This is a genomic window from Actinomycetospora chiangmaiensis DSM 45062 (assembly GCF_000379625.1).
GTDB classification, from domain to species: domain Bacteria; phylum Actinomycetota; class Actinomycetes; order Mycobacteriales; family Pseudonocardiaceae; genus Actinomycetospora; species Actinomycetospora chiangmaiensis.
On record NZ_KB903243.1, the window covers coordinates 91,288 to 111,571 of the forward strand.

The window sequence follows — 20,284 nt, forward strand, 5'->3', positions numbered from 1 at the left end:
CCGCGACTCCCGACCGCCCATACGGGACATAAACTCCGCCTCATGGCCGCCGGACTCTTCGCCCTGCTCGACGACGTCGCGGCGCTGGTCCGGTTGACCACCGCCTCGCTCGACGACGTGGCGGGCGCGGCCGGGCGGGCGAGTGCGAAGGCGGCCGGCGTGGTCGTCGACGACGCGGCCGTGACCCCGCGCTACGTGCAGGGCCTGGAGCCGCAGCGGGAACTGTCGATCATCGGCCGCATCGCGCGCGGGTCGCTGATCAACAAGATCGTCATCATCCTGCCGGTGGCGCTGCTGCTCAGTCAGTTCGCGCCCTGGGCGCTGACGCCGATCCTCATGCTCGGCGGGCTCTACCTCTCCTACGAGGGCGCCGAGAAGGTGTGGGAGAAGGTGTCGGGGCACGAGGAGCACGCCGAGTCGCGCAACGAGGCCGTGGCGGCGAACCCCGAGGAGAACGAGAAGAAGGTCGTCTCCTCGGCGGTGCGCACCGACTTCATCCTGTCGGCGGAGATCATGGTCATCGCGCTGAACGAGGTCGCGTCCGAGGGCGTCGTGGCGCGGGCGGTGATCCTCGCCGTCGTCGCCGTCGTCATCACCGCGCTCGTGTACGGCGTGGTGGCGCTCATCGTGAAGATGGACGACGCCGGGCTCGCGCTCTCGCAACGGGAGAGCACCGCGGTGGCCCGCCTCGGCCGGGGACTCGTGACGGCGATGCCGATCGTGCTCGCCACGTTGGCCAACGTCGGGATCGTCGCGATGCTCTGGGTCGGCGGCCACATCCTGCTGGTGGGCGTGGACGAGCTCGGGTTCCACCCGCCGTACGCGTTCGTGCACCACCTCGAGGAGCTGGTCGGGGGCGGCCCCGGCTGGTTGGTCAACACGCTGTGCTCGGCGGTCGTCGGCCTCGTCGTCGGCGGGATCCTCGTCGCGATCGCGCACCTGCTGCCGACGCGGTCGGCCGCACAGCACTCCTGAGGGGTCCGTTTCGCGTCGACACGGTCGGGGCTATCCGCCGCGACCCGCCGTCGAGAACGAGGATCCTCATGACGAACCCGCCCGCCCAGGGCCAGGACCACCCCGGCCACGAGGCCCTGCTCGACCCGCCCGCCGACCACGGCGAGCAGAGCTACCGCGGGAGCGGCCGGCTCGAGGGCAAGGCCACGGTGATCACGGGCGCGGACAGCGGGATCGGCCGGGCCGTGGCCATCGCGTTCGCCCGTGAGGGCGCCGACGTGGTGATCGGGTACCTGCCCGCGGAGGAGGACGACGCCCGCACCACCGCACGCTGGGTCGAGGACGCCGGCCGCAAGGCCGTCCTCGTCCCCGGCGACCTCGCCGACCCGCAGGCCTGCCGCGACCTCGTCGCCCGTGCCGTGGACGAGTTCGGCCGGATCGACGTGCTCGTCAACAACGCCGCGTTCCAGATGGTGCGCGACTCCCTCGAGGACGTCCCCGACGACGAGTGGGACCACACGATGGCGGTCAACCTCGGGAGCCTGTTCCACGTGACGAAGGCGGCGCTGCCGTACATGCGCCCGGGCGCGTCGATCATCAACACGACGTCGGTGAACTCCGACCAGCCCCCGCCCCAGCTGATCGTCTACGACACCACGAAGGCCGGGATCGCCAACTTCACGGGCGCCCTCGCGCAGCAGTACGGGCCGAAGGGCATCCGCGCCAACAGCGTGGCGCCGGGCCCGATCTGGACCCCGCTCATCCCGGCGACGATGAAGCCCGAGGACGTCGAGGGCTTCGGCACCTCGACCCCGCTGGGACGCCCGGGCCAGCCCGCCGAGCTCGCGCCGGTCTACGTCATGCTCGCCTCCGACGAGTCGAGCTACGTCTCCGGCGCCCGCATCGCGGTCACCGGCGGCACCCCGATCCTGTGAGCCTCCCGACGACGGGTCCGGGGCGGCTCCCGCTGCACGTCACCGCCCCCGTCGCACAGCACGTGTTCGGGGGCCGCGCGATCGCCGACCGGCTGGGGCGTCGCGGGCTCCCGGCCGGGCCCGTCGCCGAGACCTGGGAGGTGAGCGACGTCGTCGGCATGGTCTCGACGGTGACGTCGGGACCGTGGGCGGGTCGCCCGCTGCACGACCTCGTCGAGACGTGCCCCGACGAGCTCGTCGGCCGCGGATGGCGTGACGACGTCTTCCCCGTGCTTACCAAGTTCATCGACGCCGCCGGGGCCCTCCCGGTCCACCTCCATCCCGACGACGCCACCGCCCGCCGGTTGGAGTCCGCCCCGCACGGCAAGACCGAGGCCTGGCACGTCCTCGACGCGGCGCCGGGCGCGACGGCGCTGTGCGGCACCCGGGACGGCGTGGACGCCGACCGGCTGCGAGACGCCCTGCTGGCCGGGGACTTCGACGCCGTCCTGCGCCGGCTGCCGGTGCGCGCGGGGCAGACGGTCTACGTGCCCGGCGGGACGCTGCACAGCTTCGGGCCGGACACGCTGGTGTACGAGATCGAGCAGACCTCGGACGTGCAGCAGCAGGCGATGCCGTGGCGGATGGAGGACGGTTCCGCCCTCGACGAGGACACGTGGCGCGCGAACGTCGAGGCGCTGCTCGCCGAGTGGGACCCCGACCCGCGCCCCGTGTTCCGGCCGGGCCTCGACCTGGAGGTCGGCGACGACGCCACGACCACCGTGCTCACCGCCGGGCCGTACTTCGCGCTCGAGCGCTGGCAGGTCACCGGCCGGCTGCACCGGCCCGTGACCACCGCCGTCGTGCTCTCGAACGTGGGCGCCCCGGTCCGGCTGGCGGTCGGCGACCACCACGAGATCCTCGACCGCGCGAGCACCGTGGTGCTGCCCGCCGTGACCGGCGAGGTCGTCGTCGAGGGCCCGGCCGACGTGCTGGCGGGCTACCTGCCCGACCTCGACCGCGACGTCCGCGACCCGCTGCTGACCGCCGGGCACGGGTCCGCCGCGATCGCCGGCCTCGGCGAGGGGCTCTGAGCGACGCTCAGACCGAGCGCAGCGTCGCGCGCGACGGCGACGGCTCCTCGACGTCGTCGCTCGCGTGCACCAGGGCGAGCACCGATTCGTCGCGCACCGGCGCGTCGATCGCCGTCAGCGCCTCGATGAAGTAGCGCAGCAGCGCCGACGGCGGGATCGCCCGGGAGAGCCACACCTCGCGCGTCGCGGGGTCGGCCACCCAGGCCGTCCGCCCGTCGAGCTGCTCCCAGTGGACGCTCACCCCGGCCTCCCGCAGCACCGGGAGGGCCGCGAGCGGGTCCGGGACGGATTCGGGAGAAGCGTTCACACCCGGATATCCGCACGCCCGACGGTGGGCGGATCGACGATGGTTGACAGTTGGTCCGAACCTCCGTGCGGGCCCGCGCACGCGGCGCAACGGGATCGACGAGGTGGCGTCACTGGCTAGAGTCCGGCGTCGTGGGCGGGACGAGGGAGCTCGACGGGTCGGCCGTGCGGACCGCCCGCGCCGTGCGGGTCACGGTGGGCCGGCTGCGCCGCCGGATGCGCGAGCACTACGACCGGGCGGAGCTCACCGCCTCGCAGACCGCCGTCCTCGGACGCCTGGAGCGCGACGGCCCGGCCACCGCGAGCGAGCTCGCCGCCGCCGAGGACGTACGGCAGCAGTCGATGGCGATGACGGTGGCCGCCCTGGTAGAGCGTGGGTTCGCGCGGCGGGACCCCGACCCGCACGACGGGCGCCGCCAGGTCGTCTCCGCCACCCCGTCGGGCCGGGACCTCCTCGCGAGCGCCCGCAGCGCCGGCGAGGGCTGGCTCGCGGGCGCGCTGCAGGAGCAGCTCTCGGCGGCCGAGCAGCGCACCGTGCGGGAGGCGATGGCCCTGCTCGACCGCGTGACCGGGGCCTGAGTTTCCGCTCCGCGGCAACGTGGTGTCCTGCGTCACCCCCGGCCGATCACGATGCGGGGGTGACAGCCGTCCGTGACATCCCGGTCAGCGACGTCGACCTCTTCGGCGACGAGGCCCGGATCGACCCCTATCCCCTCTACCGCGAGCTCCGCGACGCGGGACCTGTCGTCGAGATGGCCCGCCACGGGCACTACGCGCTCCCCCGCTACGCGGACGTGCGTGCTGCGCTCATGGACTGGCGCACGTTCTCCTCGGCGAAGTCGGTCTTCGTCGACGAGGAGACGAACCGGAACCTCGAGGGCATCACGCTGTGCTCCGACCCGCCGGACCACACGATGATGCGCTCGGTGCTCGGCCGGCCCCTGCGGCCCGACCGCATGCGCGAGATCACGCCGACGATCTCCGAGGAGGCCGACCGCGTCGTCGACCGCGTCGTCACGGCCGGGCGCTTCGACGCCGTCACCGAGCTCGCCGAGCACCTGCCGATGGCCGTCGTGTCCACGCTCGTGGGTCTCGGCGAGGAGTACCGCGGCAAGATGCTGGAGTGGGCGGCCGCGATCTGGGACGTCCAGGGGCCCCGCAACCAACGGTTCCTCGACGCCGGGCCGGCGGTCGGCGAGTTCCTGTCGTTCGCCCAGAACGACGCCGTGCCGGGACGCATCGACCCGAACGGCTGGGCCGCGCACCTCTACGAGGCGGCCGACCGCGGCGAGATGCCGCGCGAGAAGTGCCCGGTGATGATGCTCGACTACGTGACGCCGAGCCTCGACACCACGATCCTCGGCATCGCCTCGATGATCGCGCTGTTCGCCGACCACCCCGACCAGTGGGAGCTGCTGCGCTCCGACCGGGCGCTGATCCCGCACGCGATCAACGAGGCGTTGCGGATCGAGACGCCGGTACCGCAGTTCACCCGGGTGCTCACCGAGGACCACGAGATCGACGGGGTGGCCCTCCCCGCCGGCAGCCGGGTCGCCCTGCTCTACGGCTCGGCCAACCGCGACGAGCGCAAGTACCCCGACCCCGACCGCTTCGACATCACCCGCAAGCCCTCGGACCACCTCGCCTTCGGCCGCGGCGAGCACGTCTGCGTCGGGATGCACCTCGCCCGGCTCGAGATGTCGTCGCTGCTCGAGCGCCTCGCCGACCGCGTGTCCCGCTTCGAGGCCGTCTCCCGCACGCCCATGATCAACAACGGGCTGCGGGGCTACGAGCACCTGGAGGTCACGGTCTCCTGAGCGGTCAGGGCCGCCGCCGCATCCGGTCGATCGCCCGGAGGTCCCGGGGCGTGAGCCGCACGTGGGCCACGCCGAGGTTCTCGGCCAGCCGCGCCGCGGACGTCGTCTTCGGGAACGCGATCAGGCCGCGGTCCAGGTGCCAGCGCAGCAGCACCTGGGCCGGGGTCGCGCCGACGCGGTCGGCCACCCGCCGCGCCGTCGGGTGCGTCGTCAGGCGCCCCTCGCGCAACGGCCCCCACGCCTCCGTCGCGATCCCGTGGCGGCGGTGGAACGCCTGCATCGCCCGGTGCGGCGTCCGCGGGTTGGCGCGAATTTGGTGCACCGCGGGCACCACGCCGGTGGCCTCGATCAGCACCCGCACCCCCCGCCGGGAGAAGTTCGAGACCCCGATCGAGCGCGCAGACCCGGCGTCGCGCAGGTCGATCAGCGTCCGCCAGGTCGCGACGTCCCGGTCGCCGGGCCGGTGGATCAGGAACAGGTCGACGTGGTCGGTCCCGAGCCGCTCGAGGCTCTCCGCCAGCGCCGCCCGCGGGTCGCCGTGCCGGCCGTCGTCGAGCTTCGTCGTGATCCAGACGTCCTCGCGCGGGACGCCGGACTCGCGCAACCCCTGCCCGACGCCCGCCTCGTTGCCGTAGCCCTGCGCCGTGTCCACGTGGCGGTAGCCCAGCTCGAGGGCCGTCCGGACCACGCGGGCCGTGTCCGCGGGCGGGACGTGGTAGACGCCGAGCCCGAACCGCGGGACCGACCGGCCGTCGTTCAGTGTCGTGAGCGGGATGCCATCCATCAGACTCCGATGATGGACCTCGACGTGGCCGTCGTCGGCGCCGGCTTCTCCGGCCTGCTCGCCCTGCACCTGCTGCGCGAGCAGGGGCTGCGGGCGCACGCGTTCGACGCGGCGGGCGACGTCGGCGGCACCTGGTGGTGGCACGCCTATCCCGGCTCGCACCTGGACACCTCCTGCGAGCACTACCAGTACCGGTGCTCCGAGCAGCTCGTCCGCGACTGGGGCTGGAGCGAGCGCTACCCGGCCGGCTACGAGGTGCAGCGCTGGTTCCGCTTCGTCGCCGACCGGCTCGACCTGCGGCGCTCGGTCTCGCTGGGCACACGGGTCCTCTCCGCCGTTCCCGACGACGGGGGGTGGCGGCTGGACACCGCACCCGGCGGTCCGGTCCGGGCGCGGCACGTCGTCGCCTGCCCCGGCCGGCTCCCGGTGGAACCGGAGCTCGACCCCGGCGGCTTCGGCGGCCTCGTCGTGCGGACCGCGGACTGGCGCGAGGACCGCCACGACCTCACCGGACGACGGGTCGGGATCCTCGGCACGACGCCCGCCACCGTGCAGCTGGTGCCGTGGATCGTCGACCGGGTCGCCCGGCTCGTGGTGGTCGACGACGGCCCGGTCGACGTCGTGCGGCGGGTCAACCCGGTCTACGGCTGGCAGGAACGGGAGGACTACCGGTCGGGGTTCCCGGGGCGCGGAGAGCCGGCGCCCACCGTGGCCGACCGCGCCGCCATGCGCGCCCGGACGGACGACCCGCGGCTCGTCCCCGACGGCGGGCCCGGGGCGGTGCTGCTCGACGACGGCTACCTCGAGGCGTTCGCACGTGAGCACGTGTCGCTCGTGCAGGACGCCCGCGTGACCCGCATCGGGCTCGAGGCGGACGGCGTCGACCACCCCCTCGACGTCCTCGTCGTGCCCGACGCGTTCGACGCCGGTCCGCCCGCCCTGCACGGCATCGCCGACGGGCCCGGCCGCCACGTCGTGGTCGCCCGGCCCGGGCACACCCCGTGCGTGGACCTGCAGGACCAGGTCGAGGCCGTCGTCGCGACGATCGTGGGGAGCGTGGTCCGATGACGTTCGAGGTCCGCCCGATCGGCCACGTCGAGTCCGCCCTCACCGACCGGGGTGCCGCCCCGAAGCAGGCCGACGAGGGCGCCCCGGACGCCTGGCTCGTGCTCGACCCCGCGCTCGCCCCGGCCGCGGCCGACCTCGCCGCCGGGGACGAGCTCGTCGTCGTGACCTGGCTGCACGAGGCGGACCGGGGCGTGCTCGTGGTCCACCCGCGCGGCGACCCGGCGCGGCCACCGACCGGCGTGTTCAGCACCCGCTCGCCCGCGCGCCCCAACCCGGTGGGCCTGCACACCGTGCGGGTACTCGGCCGGGACGGCACACGGATCCACGTCGACGCCCTCGAGGCCGTCGACGGCACCCCGCTGATCGACCTCAAGCGTGCCCTCGCCCCCCGATCCGAGGAGAGATGACGTGCAGGTCGCGACCCTGACCCGGTACCCCGTGAAGTCCATGCTCGGCCAGCAGGTCGAACACGCGGTCGTCGGCGCCACCGGCCTGGAGAGCGACCGGTGGCGGGCCCTGCTCGACCCGTCGACCGGCTACGTCTGCACCGCGAAGCACCCCCGGCTGTGGCGGCGGCTGCTGCAGTACACCGCGGCCGTGCAGGACGACCGGGTCGTGGTGACGACCCCGGACGGCGAGACGATCGACGCCGAGGACCCGCGCCTCGTCGAGACCCTCACGGCCGACCTCGGCCGGGCGGTGGAGCTCCGGGCGCAGCGGCCCGCGGGTTCGTCGGTGGAGCGGCCCGACCCGGAGGAGGTGCTCGCACAGGGCGTCGAGGCGGAGGTCGAGGCCCCGACCCTCGAGATCGCCCAGGGCACCGAGGGCGACACGTTCGTCGACCACTCGCCGGTGCACCTCATCACGACGGCGACCCTCGACCACCTCGGCGTCGAGGCCCTCCGCTACCGCCCGAACCTCGTCATCGCCTCCGACGGCGAGCCGTTCGCCGAGAACGGCTGGCGCGGGCGGGAGCTGCACGTCGGGGAGGTGGTGCTCCGCGCGACGCTGCCGACGCCGCGGTGCTCCGTCCCGACGCTCGAGCACGGCGACCTACCCCAGGAGCCGAAGGCCGTCACGCCGCTGATGCGGGAGAACCGCGTCGACGTGCCCGGCTTCGGGGTGCTGCCGTGCGCCGGGGCGTACGCGGAGGTCGTGCGCGGCGGGACCATCGCGCTCGGGGACCCGGTGTCCCTCCGCTGAGTCCGGTCCGGGGACGACGACGGCCCGGGCCGGCTGCTCGTGGAGCAGCCGACCCGGGCCGTGTGCTTCGCAGGTGAGCACTCAGTGGGGCTATAGCCCCACTGAGTGCTCACATGAGCGGAGCTCACACGTCGTAGCGGTCCAGCATCATGACCTTGTCCCAGGCCTTGACGAAGTCACGCACGAACTTCTCCTCGGACCCGTTCTCGGCGTAGATCTCCGAGACGGCGCGCAGCTCGGAGTTCGAGCTGAACACGAGGTCGTTGCGGGTGCCGGTGTAGCGCACCTCGCCGTCGGTGCCGCGGGCCTCGTAGACGCCCTCCTCGCTGCCGGACTTCGACCAGGTCAGGTCCGGTCCGAGCAGCGTGGTGAAGAAGTCGTTCGACAGCTGCCCGACCCGCTGGGTGAACACGCCGTGCGACGAGTCGGCGGTGTTCGCGCCGAGCACCCGCAGACCGCCGACCAGCACGGTCATCTCGGGCGCGGTCAGGTTGAGCAGGTTCGCCCGGTCGACCAGCAGGTACTCGTCCGGGAGCCGGTGACCCTTGCCGAGGTAGTTGCGGAAGCCGTCGGCCTTCGGCTCGAGGTACGAGAAGGCCTCGACGTCGGTCCACTCCTGCGTCGCGTCGGTGCGCCCCGGGGTGAACGGCACCTCGATCGACACGCCCGCGTCGGACGCGGCCTTCTCGACGGCCGCGACGCCGCCGAGCACGATCAGGTCGGCCAGCGAAATCTTCCCGGAGGCCTGCTGGATGCCCTCGAGGGTCGAGAGCGTCCGGCGCAGCTCCTGCGGGTCGTTGACCTCCCAGTCGATCTGCGGGTCGAGGCGCACGCGGGCACCGTTGGCGCCGCCGCGCTTGTCACCGATGCGGAAGGTCGAGGCCGAGGCCCAGGCCGCCTTGACCAGCTGCGGGACGGTGAGACCCGAGTCGAGGACCTGCTTCTTGAGGTCGGCGATCTCGTCGGCGGAGACGACGGGGCCCTCGTGCTTGGGCACCGGGTCCTGCCAGAGCAGCGTCTCCTGAGGGGTCCAGGCGCCCACGTAGCGCTCGATCGGGCCCATGTCGCGGTGGGTCAGCTTGAACCAGGCGCGGGCGAAGGCGTCCTTGAACTCCTCCTCGTTCTCGAGGAAGCGCCGCGAGATCTCCTGGTAGATCGGGTCGACCTTCAGGGAGAGGTCGGTGACCAGCATGGTGGGCTGACGGGTCAGCTCGCCGGTCTCGGGGTCGGGCACCGTGTTGGCGCCGCCGTTGTTCACGGGGCGGTACTGCCACGCGCCGGCCGGGGACTTGAACAGCTCCCACTCGTACTCGAAGAGGTTCTTGAAGTAGCCGTGGCTCCACTTCGAGGGCGTCGCGGTCCAGGTGACCTCGAGGCCGGACGTGATGGTGTCGCGGCCCTTGCCCTTGCCGAACTCCTGCTTCCAGCCGAGGCCACCCTGCTCGATGGGCGCACCCTCGGGCTCCGGGCCGACGTACTGGTCGGGGTCGGCGGCACCGTGGGTCTTGCCCAGGGTGTGGCCACCGGCGATGAGGGCGACGGTCTCCTCGTCGTTCATCGCCATCCGGCCGAAGGTCTCGCGGATGTCGCGCGCGGCGGCCAGCGGGTCGGGGTTGCCGTCCGGGCCCTCCGGGTTGACGTAGATCAGACCCATCTGCGAGGCGCCGAGGGGCTGCTCGAGCTGGCGGTCACCGGTGTAGCGCTGGTCGCCGCCCAGCCAGTAGTTCTCCGGACCCCAGTAGGTCTCGTTGTCGGGCTCGAAGACGTCGGGGCGCCCGCCGGCGAAGCCGAAGGTCGTGAAGCCCGCGATCTCCAGGGCACGGTTGCCCGCAAAGATCATGAGGTCGGCCCAGGAGAGCTTCTTGCCGTACTTCTGCTTGACCGGCCAGAGCAGGCGGCGGGCCTTGTCGAGGTTGCCGTTGTCGGGCCAGCTGTTCAGCGGCGCGAAGCGCTGCATGCCCATCCCGGCGCCACCACGGCCGTCGGCGAGCCGGTAGGTACCGGCCGAGTGCCACGCCATGCGGATCATGAAGCCGGAGTAGGTGCCGAAGTCGGCGGGCCACCAGTCCTGGCTGGTGGTCAGGCACTCGTCGACGTCGGCGGCGAGCTGGTCGAGGTCGACGGTCGCGAACTCCTTCGCGTAGTCGAAGCCCTCGTCCATCGGGTTCGACGCCCGCGTGTGGCTGCGCAGGATCCGCAGGTTGAGCTGGTTGGGCCACCAGTCGACGTTGCCGCCACCCTCGGTCGGGTGCGCGAGCCGGCCGGCGTGGACGGGGCAGCCGCCCGCGTCCTCCGTGTTCATGTCCGTCTCTCGGGTGACGTGTTCGGTCACGACGTGTTCCCTCCGAAGGGTTGAGCGGTGGTGGTGGCGTGTGCGGCGCCCCGGCACGCGGGGCAGAGGCCCCAGAAGACGACCTCGGCCTCGTCGATGGCGAAACCGTGGTCGTCCGACGGGGTGAGGCACGGGGCGGCGCCGACCGCGCAGTCGACGTCGGCGATCACCCCGCAACCCCGGCACACGACGTGGTGGTGGTTGTCCCCGACCCGCGTCTCGTACCGCGCGGACGAACCCTCGGGCTCGATCCGACGCAGCAGGCCGGCCGTGGTCAGTGCCCGCAGGACGTCGTACACGGCCTGGTGGGACACCGCCCCGAGATCGGCGCGGACGAGATTGATGATCTCCTCCGTGGCGAGGTGCGGGTGCTCGTGCAGCGCGGCGAGGACCGCGACGCGAGGACGGGTCACGCGCAGACCGGCCTCGCGCACCTGGCGCTCGAACGCGGTCGGCGTGGACATGGCCCCGAGTGTGCCCGCCAATCTGGAACAGATCAAGTTTTCCCGCGGATCGGCAGATTGCGCACGGGTGACGGACGGGCGACGGCCTCAGCGCTCCGGACGTCGCCCGGCGAGCAGTGTCTCGCCCGCCCGACGGGTGCTCGCGCCGGCGGCGAGCGGGGAGAAGTCGTAGCCGGACTCGGCGTGCTCGGCCTCGTCGACGCCCTCCACCTCGACCTCGCGGTCGACCCGCAGGCCGACCGTCCGTGCGACGACCCAGGCGATGAGCGCGGTGACCACGAACGAGTAGGCCAGCACCGCGGCGACGGCCACCGCCTGCCGGCCGAGCTGGGCGAACCCGCCGCCGTAGAGCAGGCCCTCGGCGCCCGCCGGGTTGGTCGCCGTGGAGGCGAGCACCCCGAGCAGCAGCATCCCGACGAGCCCGCCGACCCCGTGCACGGCCACGACGTCGAGGGAGTCGTCGAACCCGAACCGGAACTTCAGCCGCACCGCGAACGCACAGATCGCGCCCGCCGCCAGCCCGATCGCCACCGCGCCCAGCGGCTCCACGTAGGCGCAGGCCGGCGTGATGCCCACGAGCCCCGCGACCGCCCCCGACGCGGCGCCCAACGAGGTCGGCCGACCGTCGCGGATCTGCTCCACCACGAGCCAGGACAGCACGGCGGCCGAGCCCGCGAGCATCGTCGCGACCAGCGCGGTGCCCGCCGTCGCGGTGGCCCCCAGCGCCGACCCGGCGTTGAACCCGAACCACCCGAACCACAGCAGGCCGGCGCCGACCAGCACGAACGGCAGGTTGTGCGGACGGACCGGGTCGCGGGGCCAGCCACGCCGCTTCCCGACGACGAGCGCGAGGGCCAGCGCCGACGCCCCCGAGTTGATCTCGACGGCGGTGCCGCCCGCGAAGTCGAGCGCGTGCAGCCGGTTGGCGATCCAGCCGCCCACCGCGTCGGGCGCGACGGCCCCGTCGATCGCGAAGACCCAGTGCGCCTCCGGGACGTAGACCAGGGTGACCCAGACCGCCACGAACAGCGTCCACGGCCAGAACCGGACGCGTTCGGCGATCGCGCCCGCGAGCAGCGCGACCGTGACGACCGCGAACATCAGCTGGAACATCGCGAACACGCCGGTCGGCACCGCGCTCGCGCCCGTGCCGATCACGGCGGTGTCCAGGTGCCGCATCCCGGCGGCCGAGAAGCCGCCGACGAGCCCGCCGAACGAGTCGGACCCGAAGGCGAGCGACCAGCCGTAGGCCACCCACAGGACGCCGACGACCCCGAGACACACGAACGTCGTCATCATCATGTTGAGGACCGCCCGGGTCCGCACCATGCCGCCGTAGAAGAGCGCGAGACCCGGCGTCATGAGCATGACGAGTCCGGTGGCCGCCAACATCCAGGCGGTGCTGCCCGAGTCGATCACGGCCGGATTCTGACACGCAGATGACAGGTGTGTCGCCGACGTGTGACACGAGCATGACGACGGACCGCGTGGCTGTGGGGACTGGCGGGGCCCGGGCGGATCTGTGAGCATCGCCTCCGTTGCATGTGTCGCTCAGCGCACAGTTTCGACGTCGAGGAGGACGTTCCCTATGAAGACCAAGGCTGCTGTCGTCTACGAGACCGGCAAGCCGATCGAGATCGTCGAGCTCGACCTCGCAGGTCCGGAGGAGGGCGAGGTCCTCATCCGGTACACCCACGCCGGGCTCTGCCACTCCGACGTCCACATCGCCCACGGCGACCTCGAGGCGCGGCTCCCGATGGTCCTCGGCCACGAGGGCGCGGGCATCATCGAGGAGGTCGGTCCGGGCGTCACGCGCGTGAAGCCGGGCGACCACGTCGTCTGCTCGTTCATCCCCAACTGCGGCGTCTGCCGCTGGTGCGCCACCGGCCAGCAGGCCATCTGCGACATGGGCGCGAACATCCTTTCCGGCGAGCTCCCCAGCGGCCGCTTCCCGTTCACCGGCCCCGGGCCGGAGAAGAACTACGGCGCGATGTGCATGATCGGCACGTTCAGCCAGTACGGGACGATCAGCCAGACCTCCGTGGTCAAGGTCGAGGACGAGCTGCCGCTGGACAAGGCCGTGCTCGTCGGCTGCGGCGTCCCCACCGGCTGGGGCTCGGCGGTCTACGCGGCCGACGTGCAGCCCGGTGAGACGGTCATCGTCTCCGGCGTCGGCGGCATCGGCATCAACGCCGTGCAGGGCGCCCGCTTCGCCGGCGCGAAGAACCTCATCGCCGTCGACCCGCTGGAGAACAAGCGGGAGAAGGCCATGGAGCTCGGTGCCACGCACGCCGTCGGCTCCATCGAGGAGGCCGCCGACCTCGCGCGCCAGATGACCAACGGCAACGGCGCGGACAAGGCCGTCGTGACGGCGGGCCTGGTCACCCAGGAGATCGTCACCGGTGCCTTCGACGCCATCGGCAAGGGCGGCACCGTCGTCCTCACCGGTCTGAACAAGCTGACCGAGCAGAACGTCCAGCTGCCGGGCGCGATCATGACCCTGTTCAAGAAGACGGTGAAGGGCACGCTCTTCGGCGACTGCAACCCGACCACGGACATCCCGAAGATTCTGGGCATGTACCAGAGCGGGGACATCAAGCTCGACGAGCTCATCACGAAGACGTACACCCTCGAGCAGGTCAACGAGGGCTACGACGCCCTGCTCAACGGCGACAACGTCCGCGGCGTCCTCATCCACGAGCACTGAGTCCGCCCGAGAGCACCGAGGAACGGAGCACGTTGGCGGACACCGTCGCCACCGTCGGGCGCGGCCGGGAGACCGAGCTTCTCCAGGCCGCGCTCGACGGCGGTACCCACGTCGTCCTGGAAGGCCCCCCGGGCACCGGGAAGTCGACCCTGCTGCGCGGCGTCGCGCACTCGCGCAGCATCGGCTTCCACTTCGTCGAGGGGAACGCCGAGCTCACGCCGGCCCGGCTGGTCGGGCACTTCGACCCGGCCCGGGTGCTGGCCGACGGCTACGTCGAGGAGATCTTCGTCGACGGGCCGCTGGTCTCGGCGCTGCGCGAGGGCGGGCTGCTCTACATCGAGGAGCTCAACCGCGTCCCCGAGGAGACCCTCAACGTCCTCATCACGGTGATGAGCGAGGGTGAGCTGCACGTGCCGCGGCTCGGGCGCATCCCCGCCGAACCCGGCTTCCGGATGGTCGCGGCGATGAACCCGTACGACGCGGTGGGCACCGCCCGGATCTCCGCGGCCCTGCACGACCGCACCTGCCGGATCGCCATGGGCTACCAGTCCGCGGCGGACGAGACGCAGATCGTGGCCGGCCGGGCCCCGGTGACCCCCGACGACTGGCGCGAGAAGGCCGTCGACCTGGTCCGCCGGACCCGGGACCACCGTGACCTGCGCACCGGCTCGTCGGTCCGCGGCGCCATCGACCTCGCGCGGGTCACGGTGTCGCTGGCCGCCGCCCGGGACCGGGCGGTCGACGACTGGCGGGTCGGGCTCGACGCCGCCACCGTCGCGCTGTCGGGCCGCATCAAGGTGATCGAGTCGGCCCGGCGGACGCCCGAGGAGGTCATCCGCGAGCTCTACGAATCGGTGTTCGGGCGCGAGCCGTCGGACTCCGATCCGAACGACGCCTCCGGGGACGATGATGCGTCGGGGGGAGTCAGAGCCCGCCCGGCGCGGGCACCGGGGGCGTAGACCGCCCGTCACGGCAGAAGGCGGCGCCCAAGACCTCGCGGGCTGACCTCTCCCGTCGTCACGAGGACTTCGAGTCGGTCTCGCCGCAGGTCGGCGAGATCGACCAGGAGGCCTTCGACGCACTGCTGCAGGAGGACCCGGGCGCGGCGATGGAGCTCGTCGTCGACATGACGAAGGCGACCGACGAGACGCTGCGGGAGAAGGCACGCCGACTGGCGGGCACGATCCTGCTGGAACGCTCGAAGGTCGGTCCGTCGCGGGCCCGGGGCTCCTCCAAGCTCCGGCTCCGCCCGGCCGACCGGGGCGGGGACCTCGACGTCGACGCGTCGATGGAGGCCCTCATGGAGGCCCGGGCGGCGAACCTGCCGCCCCACCTCGAGGACCTCCACGCCGTCGACTGGGCGCAGCCGGGCATCGCGCTCTGCCTGCTCGTCGACACCTCGGGGTCGATGACCGGCGGCCGGCTCGCGGCCGCCGCCCTCACGGCGGCCGCGTGCTCGTGGCGGGCGCCGGAGGAGTTCGCCGTCGTGTCGTTCGAGCGGGAGGCCACGGTGCGGCGTGGGCTGCACCAGCCGATGCCCTCCGAGACGCTCGTCGACCAGCTCCTGGCCCTGCGCGGGCACGGGGTGACGGGGCTGTCGGCCGCGATGCGGTCGGCGGCCGACCAGCTCGTGGGAGCGCGATCCTCACGGCGGGTCACGGTGCTGCTCTCGGACTGCCGCTCGACCGACGACAAGGACCCGGTGCCCCTCGCTGCGTCCCTGGACGAGCTGCTCATCCTCGCCCCGGCCGACGACTCCTCCGACGCCGTCGCCCTGGCCGAGGCGGTGGGCGCCCGGGTGGAGACGATGACCGACGCCTCGGAGGCCCCGGCGGCGTTGGCGCGGTTGCTGGACGCGTAGGTGCGCTCCGCGCCTGTGAGCAGTTTTCCGTGTCTGGACACGGATCACTGCTCACAGGCGCGGAGCGCACCTACGCCGGCTCGGCGCCCATCTCGAGGAGGAGGTCGGTCATCGACGCGACGGACCGGAACCGCTCGATGTCGAAGTCGTCGAGCGGCAGCTGCACCCCGAAGGTCTCCTCCAGCGCCACGATCAGCGTGACGAGCGCCAGCGAGTCGATGAGGCCCGCCTCGAGGAGGTCCTCGTCGACGGAGGGCACGTCGATCCCGGCGCGGTCGCTGACCACGTCCGCCACCTGGGCACGGAGTGCGGCCGTGGTCTCGGTCAACATCACTCGCTCTCCTTCGGGGCCGGCCGGAAGCGCTCGCGCAGCACCGGTCGGTCGATCTTGCCGTTGACGTTCTTGGGCAGCTCGTCGAGCACGAGCCACTTCGCGGGGACCATGTAGCGCGGCACCAGCGCGCCCACGGCACGCCGCATGTCGTTCACGGGCAGGGATGCGCCCTCGGCCACCGAGTACGCGCAGCAGATCGTGGTGCCCTCGAAGCCGCCGAGGTCGACGCCGACCACCGCGCACTCCTTCACCCCGGACACGGTGTTGACCGCGGTCTCGACCTCGCCCAGCTCGATCCGGTACCCGCGCGACTTGATCTGCGAGTCGGTCCGGCCGAGGAAGTGCACGACGCCGTCGTCGTCCGTGCGGGCCAGGTCGCCGGTCCGGTAGATGCGCTCGCCGTCGGGGCCGGTGACGAAGGCGGCGTCCGTCTTCTCCTGGTCCCGCCAGTAACCGGGCGACAGCCCGACCCCGCCGATGTACAGCTCGCCGATGCCACCCACCGGGGCCGGGGCGCCCTCGTCCAGCACGAGCAGCGACTCCCCCGCGCACGGCACTCCGATTGGCACCGGCACCGACTCGTCGGCGGGGACCGCGGGCACGTCGTAGTACGACGACGCGATCGTCGCCTCGGTCGGCCCGTAGAGGTTGGTGAACCGCACGTGCGGCAGCTTCCGCATCCAGTGCGCGAGGATCGGGGTCGGCAGCACCTCGCCGCACCAGAGCAGTCGCTCCAGCGCCGGGAAGTCGTGCTCGGCGACCGCGTCGAACCGCGCGAGGTAGGTCAGCACCGACGGCACCGAGAACCACTGCGTCAGCTCGCGGTCGCGGATGAACGCGGCGGTCTTCCGCGCGTCGAGGCCCAGCGACGCCGGCACGAGGTGCAGCTCCGCGCCCGCCGCGAGCGTCGCGTAGATGTCGAACGTCGACAGGTCGAAGTGCAGCGGCGGGTGCCCGGAGATCCGGTCGCCGGGCTTCGTCCCGAAGTGCCCGAGGGCCCAGTCGACGAACGCCGACACCATGTCGTGCGTGATCATCACGCCCTTCGGGATCCCGGTGGATCCCGAGGTGAAGAGCAGGTGCGCGAGGGCGTCCTTCCCGACGCCGGGTCGGGTCGGCTCCAGCGCGGCGACCTCGTCCCGGGAGAAGGCGCTCGTGAAGCGCTCCCCGGTGAGCGGCGCCTCCAGGGACCCGACCATGAGGTCTGTCAGACCCTCGGCGACCAGGCCGTCGACCAGGGTCGTCGCCGTCGCGTCGGCCAGCAGCACCGACGGCTCGGCCGAGCGGATGATGCGGGCGACGCGGGTGGCGGGACTGGCCGAGTCGACCGGCACGTACACCGCACCGGCCTTCAGCGTCCCGATGAGCGAGGCGATCGTCCACGGCGTCTTCGCCGCGAGCACGCCGACGCGGTCGCCGGGGGCCACCCCGCGGTCGACGAGCGCGCGGGCGATCCGGTTCGTCGTCGCCTCGAGCTCGGCGTAGGTCAGCGTCTCGGTCCCGTCCGGGCCGATGAGCGCCGTCGAGCCCGGTGAGCGCTCCGCCGAGGCGGTGAGCAGGTCCTCGAGGCGGGTCATCGGGCGGCGACCCCCGCCCGTCGGAACACCTCGCCGATGTGGTCGAGCTCCTCCGCCGACGGCGGTATGTCCAGCACGAACACGCGGGTGCCCTGGGCCATGTAGTGGGCGATCGCCGCGGCGACGCGGTCGTAGGACCCGACGAGGTACGGGCAGAAGGTCTGGTAGTTCTGGAACGGGCCGAGCCAGAACGGGTCGGGCTCCCCCGAGCCGTCGTCGACCACCTCCTGGGCCCGTGCGGCCGCGGAGAGCTGGGCGTGCCACGACGAGTCGCTCGCCCGCATGGCCATCGAGTGGGCGACCTGGCCCCGGCGGTCGGTGGGGAAGCGGTCCTCGGCGACCTTCCAGGCGTCCGCGGTGTCCTCGCGCGCGACGATGCCGACCCGGACGCCCCCGCCGTCGGGGGCCTCCCCGGTCTCGCGACCGAGCGGCTCGGGGTAGCGGATCGGGACGGCACCGATGGCCTCCGCCGCGGCGCGGCCGGCCGGGGACGAGCCGGAGATCAGCACCTCCGGCATCAGCTCCGCCGGGAGCGCGGGCGCGAGCCTCAGGTTGTGCACCTGGTGCCAGCGACCCTCGTGCGTGACGGTCTCGCCCCGCAGCAGCGCCAGGAGGATCTGCGTGTACTCCGTGGTGCGGGCGTAGCGGTCGTCGTGCTCGGTGGGGTCGCCGAGCGCGAGCAGGTCGTTGCGGAACCCGCCCGCCAGCATGTTCAGGTGCACCGACCGGCCGTGCAGGTGGGCCAGCGAGCTGACCATCGACGCCGCGGTGAACGGGTGCATGTACACGGGCTGGACCGCGACCAGCGGCGCGAGCCGCTTGGTGGCCGTGATCGCGTGCTGCGCGACGAGCCACGGGTCGGCGATGCCGTTGTCGGTGTACACCAGCATCCCGGTGCAGCCCGCGGCCTCGCTCCACCGCGCGACCTCCGCGACCGCCGTCGCGTACTCCCCCGCCGGCACGTCCTTCGACTGCGGGCAGGTGGAGTAGATCTGCACGCCCCCCACTGCTGTCACGACGCGGTCCCCTCCCGCTGGGTCGAGCTCCGCTGCGCTGCGTCTCCCTCCACCACGAACCCCTCGATGTAGAGCCGGTCCAGCGCGATGCGGGCGAAGGTGTCGACGGCCGTCGCCGGGTCCATGATCAGCGGTTGGCCCTTGACGTTGAACGACGTGTTCACCACGCAGCCGGTGCCCGTCCGGTCCCGGACCTTCTCCAGCAGCGACGCGAACGTCGGGTTGAGGCCCGGCGTCACGGTCTGGATCCGGGCCGAGTCGTCCTCGTGGACGATGCCCGACAGCGCCGCCTTGGCCTCGGGCCGGACGTGCGCGGTGCAGAGCATGTAGTGGTCGGGGTCGAAGCCGCGGGTGACGAAGAGCCGGTCGCGGTCGTCGACGTGGACGGCGGGCGCGAACGGGCGGAACGCCTCGCGGAACTTCACCGCGGAGTTGATGCGGTCCTTGATCCGGTCGCCGTCGGGCCGGGCGACGATGGAGCGGTTGCCCAGCGCCCGCGGGCCGAACTCCATGCGGTCGTGGAACACGGCGATGATGCGGTCGGCGGCGATGTCGTCGGCGGCGGCGGCGAGGTACTCGTCGGTCATCCCCATCTCGCGCCACTGCAGGTCGGGGCGGGCCTCGAGGACCGCGCGCACCTCGTCGGCGGAGTACCGAGCGCCGAGGTACGGGTCGAACGGCACGCGGACCGGCTTGAGGTCGGTCGCCACCGCGTACGCCGCCCCGAGGGACGTGCCGTCGTCGCCGGAGGCCGGCTGCACGAAGAGCCGCTGCAGGCCCGGGAGGTCGGCGATCGACTGGTTGGACTTGCAGTTCAGGAACGTCCCGCCGGCGAGCGCCAGGCTCGTCTCGCCGGTCTTCTCCAGCCAGTGGCCGACGAGGTCGACCAGCAGGTCGGTCAAACACTCCTGCATCGACGCGGCGAAGTCGGCCTCGTCACGCTGGATCGATCCGTCCGGGGTCCGCGGCGAGAAGGTCTGCTCCTCGAGCAGCGCCCGCGCCTGCGGGTAGCCGTGCTCGGCGTCGGCGAGCGCGCCGCTCGGCCAGTCGATCACGACCGAACCCTTGTCGTGATCGAACCGCGTGAGCTTCTGGAAGACCTCGCGATAACGCGACGGGTCGCCGTAGGGCGCGAGGCCCATCACCTTGTACTCGTCGTTGTTGAACTGGAACCCGAGGAAACGGGTGCCGATCGAGTACAGAATCCCGAGCGACGAGGCGATCGGCTGCGTGTGCAGCTTCTCCAGTTCGGTGCCGACGAATCGGAAGATCGACACCGAGTCGACCTCGCCCATGCCGTCGGACACCACGGCGAGGCCGCGGTCGAAGCCACTGGGGACGATGGCGGAGAGCGCATGGGCACGGTGGTGCTCGACGGGCGTGAGCGCCGCGGCAAGCTGCGGCCAGCCCGCCTCGGTGAGCGCATCACGCACCGTCTGCGAGCTCAGCACCTCGTCGAAGTAGGCGCGGTTCATGACGAAGGCCCGGCGGTGCCGGTCGTAGTCGAAGCCGTGGGCGACCACGTCGACGTCGTCGGCGCTCACCCCCGCCTCGGCGAGGCACCACGCGATGGCCTGGCGGGGCAGCGCGCCGGTGCCCTTGTCACCGTCGAAGCGCTCCTCGGAGGCCGCCGCCACGAGTTCGCCGTCGACGATGATGGCTGCCGCGCTGTCGAGCCCCTGGGTGATCCGGGCGTCGAGCGGGTCGATGTCGGGATTGGTCTCGCGGAGTCGCCGTTGGGAATTCGGCAGACCGCTGAGTCCGAGAACGATCATCGACAGGCTCCTCCACGGCTGCGTGCGGATGTTCGCCCACTATGACGTGCGAGCACGCTCCCGGTTCATCGGGGGGTC

Annotated in this window: 20 protein-coding genes; 11 read left to right on the plus strand and 9 right to left on the minus strand. The window is 72.5% G+C overall.

The window, feature by feature from the left end:
* The first annotated feature begins 42 nt into the window (after positions 1–42).
* From A3CO_RS0119880 to A3CO_RS0119890, 3 genes are all read left to right on the plus strand, one after another.
* Complete coding sequence (locus A3CO_RS0119880; protein WP_018334000.1) at positions 43–975, plus strand: DUF808 domain-containing protein; 933 nt, start codon at positions 43–45, stop codon at positions 973–975.
* A gap of 68 nt (positions 976–1,043) precedes the next feature.
* Positions 1,044–1,889 carry a glucose 1-dehydrogenase gene (locus tag A3CO_RS0119885; protein WP_018334001.1) on the plus strand — a complete coding sequence of 282 codons (846 nt, stop codon included), beginning with the start codon at positions 1,044–1,046 and terminating at the stop codon, positions 1,887–1,889.
* Complete coding sequence (locus A3CO_RS0119890; RefSeq protein WP_018334002.1) at positions 1,886–2,962, plus strand: type I phosphomannose isomerase catalytic subunit; 1,077 nt, start codon at positions 1,886–1,888, stop codon at positions 2,960–2,962. The genes A3CO_RS0119885 and A3CO_RS0119890 overlap by 4 nt, the downstream gene beginning before the upstream one ends.
* A gap of 7 nt (positions 2,963–2,969) precedes the next feature.
* On the opposite strand, the gene A3CO_RS0119895 is transcribed toward A3CO_RS0119890, so the two are convergent.
* Positions 2,970–3,269, minus strand: coding sequence for a hypothetical protein (locus A3CO_RS0119895; protein WP_018334003.1), 300 nt, complete (start codon positions 3,267–3,269; stop codon positions 2,970–2,972).
* A gap of 131 nt (positions 3,270–3,400) precedes the next feature.
* On the opposite strand from A3CO_RS0119895, the gene A3CO_RS0119900 reads away from it, so the two are divergent.
* Positions 3,401–3,847 (plus strand): MarR family winged helix-turn-helix transcriptional regulator, encoded by a 447-nt coding sequence (locus tag A3CO_RS0119900; protein WP_018334004.1) that lies wholly within the window; start codon positions 3,401–3,403, stop codon positions 3,845–3,847.
* 59 nt (positions 3,848–3,906) lie between these two features.
* The gene (locus A3CO_RS0119905) at positions 3,907–5,085 is read left to right on the plus strand and encodes a cytochrome P450 (protein ID WP_018334005.1); all 1,179 of its coding nucleotides are present in this window, start codon (positions 3,907–3,909) and stop codon (positions 5,083–5,085) included.
* Positions 5,086–5,089: 4 nt separating this feature from the next.
* Here A3CO_RS0119905 and A3CO_RS33335 read toward each other — a convergent pair whose 3' ends face one another.
* Positions 5,090–5,869 (minus strand): aldo/keto reductase, encoded by a 780-nt coding sequence (locus tag A3CO_RS33335; RefSeq protein ID WP_018334006.1) that lies wholly within the window; start codon positions 5,867–5,869, stop codon positions 5,090–5,092.
* Positions 5,870–5,881: 12 nt separating this feature from the next.
* On the opposite strand from A3CO_RS33335, the gene A3CO_RS36115 reads away from it, so the two are divergent.
* The 3 genes from A3CO_RS36115 to A3CO_RS0119925 are packed head-to-tail and all read left to right on the plus strand — an operon-like array spanning position 5,882 to position 8,140.
* Positions 5,882–6,937, plus strand: a complete 1,056-nt coding sequence (locus A3CO_RS36115; RefSeq protein ID WP_026204801.1) for a flavin-containing monooxygenase — start codon at positions 5,882–5,884, stop codon at positions 6,935–6,937.
* Positions 6,934–7,344 carry a tRNA (N6-threonylcarbamoyladenosine(37)-N6)-methyltransferase TrmO gene (gene tsaA / locus A3CO_RS0119920; RefSeq protein WP_018334008.1) on the plus strand — a complete coding sequence of 137 codons (411 nt, stop codon included), beginning with the start codon at positions 6,934–6,936 and terminating at the stop codon, positions 7,342–7,344. The genes A3CO_RS36115 and tsaA overlap by 4 nt, the downstream gene beginning before the upstream one ends.
* Before the next feature lies 1 nt (position 7,345).
* Positions 7,346–8,140: an MOSC domain-containing protein gene (locus A3CO_RS0119925; RefSeq protein ID WP_018334009.1), complete on the plus strand. Its 795-nt coding sequence runs from the start codon at positions 7,346–7,348 to the stop codon at positions 8,138–8,140.
* Between the two features lie 124 nt (positions 8,141–8,264).
* Here the strand turns inward: A3CO_RS0119925 and katG are convergent, their stop codons facing one another.
* The 3 genes from katG to A3CO_RS0119940 form a co-directional block, all read right to left on the minus strand.
* A complete protein-coding gene (katG, locus tag A3CO_RS0119930) occupies positions 8,265–10,442 on the minus strand; it encodes a catalase/peroxidase HPI (RefSeq protein WP_033414714.1) in 2,178 nt (725 codons plus the stop codon).
* A 26-nt stretch (positions 10,443–10,468) separates the two neighbouring features.
* On the minus strand, positions 10,469–10,936 hold the full coding sequence (locus tag A3CO_RS0119935) for a Fur family transcriptional regulator (protein ID WP_018334011.1): 468 nt from the start codon (positions 10,934–10,936) through the stop codon (positions 10,469–10,471).
* An 87-nt stretch (positions 10,937–11,023) separates the two neighbouring features.
* Entirely contained in the window at positions 11,024–12,355 is a 1,332-nt protein-coding gene (locus A3CO_RS0119940) for an ammonium transporter (RefSeq protein ID WP_018334012.1), read from the minus strand.
* Between the two features lie 169 nt (positions 12,356–12,524).
* Here A3CO_RS0119940 and A3CO_RS0119945 point away from each other — a divergent pair, with 169 nt between their 5' ends.
* From A3CO_RS0119945 to A3CO_RS0119955, 3 genes are all read left to right on the plus strand, one after another.
* Positions 12,525–13,643, plus strand: coding sequence for an NDMA-dependent alcohol dehydrogenase (locus A3CO_RS0119945; RefSeq protein ID WP_018334013.1), 1,119 nt, complete (start codon positions 12,525–12,527; stop codon positions 13,641–13,643).
* Positions 13,644–13,675: 32 nt separating this feature from the next.
* On the plus strand, positions 13,676–14,602 hold the full coding sequence (locus tag A3CO_RS0119950) for an AAA family ATPase (RefSeq protein WP_018334014.1): 927 nt from the start codon (positions 13,676–13,678) through the stop codon (positions 14,600–14,602).
* 149 nt (positions 14,603–14,751) lie between these two features.
* Positions 14,752–15,504 (plus strand): vWA domain-containing protein, encoded by a 753-nt coding sequence (locus A3CO_RS0119955; RefSeq protein WP_018334015.1) that lies wholly within the window; start codon positions 14,752–14,754, stop codon positions 15,502–15,504.
* 70 nt (positions 15,505–15,574) lie between these two features.
* On the opposite strand, the gene A3CO_RS33345 is transcribed toward A3CO_RS0119955, so the two are convergent.
* Genes A3CO_RS33345 through A3CO_RS0119975 form a run of 4 tightly spaced genes read right to left on the minus strand, consistent with a single transcriptional unit; the run spans position 15,575 to position 20,206 of the window.
* Complete coding sequence (locus A3CO_RS33345; protein ID WP_157647723.1) at positions 15,575–15,835, minus strand: acyl carrier protein; 261 nt, start codon at positions 15,833–15,835, stop codon at positions 15,575–15,577.
* Positions 15,835–17,415, minus strand: coding sequence for an amino acid adenylation domain-containing protein (locus A3CO_RS0119965; protein WP_018334017.1), 1,581 nt, complete (start codon positions 17,413–17,415; stop codon positions 15,835–15,837). The genes A3CO_RS33345 and A3CO_RS0119965 overlap by 1 nt, the downstream gene beginning before the upstream one ends.
* Entirely contained in the window at positions 17,412–18,431 is a 1,020-nt protein-coding gene (locus A3CO_RS0119970) for an LLM class flavin-dependent oxidoreductase (RefSeq protein WP_211214508.1), read from the minus strand. The genes A3CO_RS0119965 and A3CO_RS0119970 overlap by 4 nt, the downstream gene beginning before the upstream one ends.
* Positions 18,428–20,206, minus strand: coding sequence for a carbamoyltransferase family protein (locus tag A3CO_RS0119975; protein ID WP_018334019.1), 1,779 nt, complete (start codon positions 20,204–20,206; stop codon positions 18,428–18,430). Before A3CO_RS0119975 ends, A3CO_RS0119970 begins: the two co-directional genes overlap by 4 nt.
* Between the last annotated feature and the right edge of the window lie 78 nt (positions 20,207–20,284).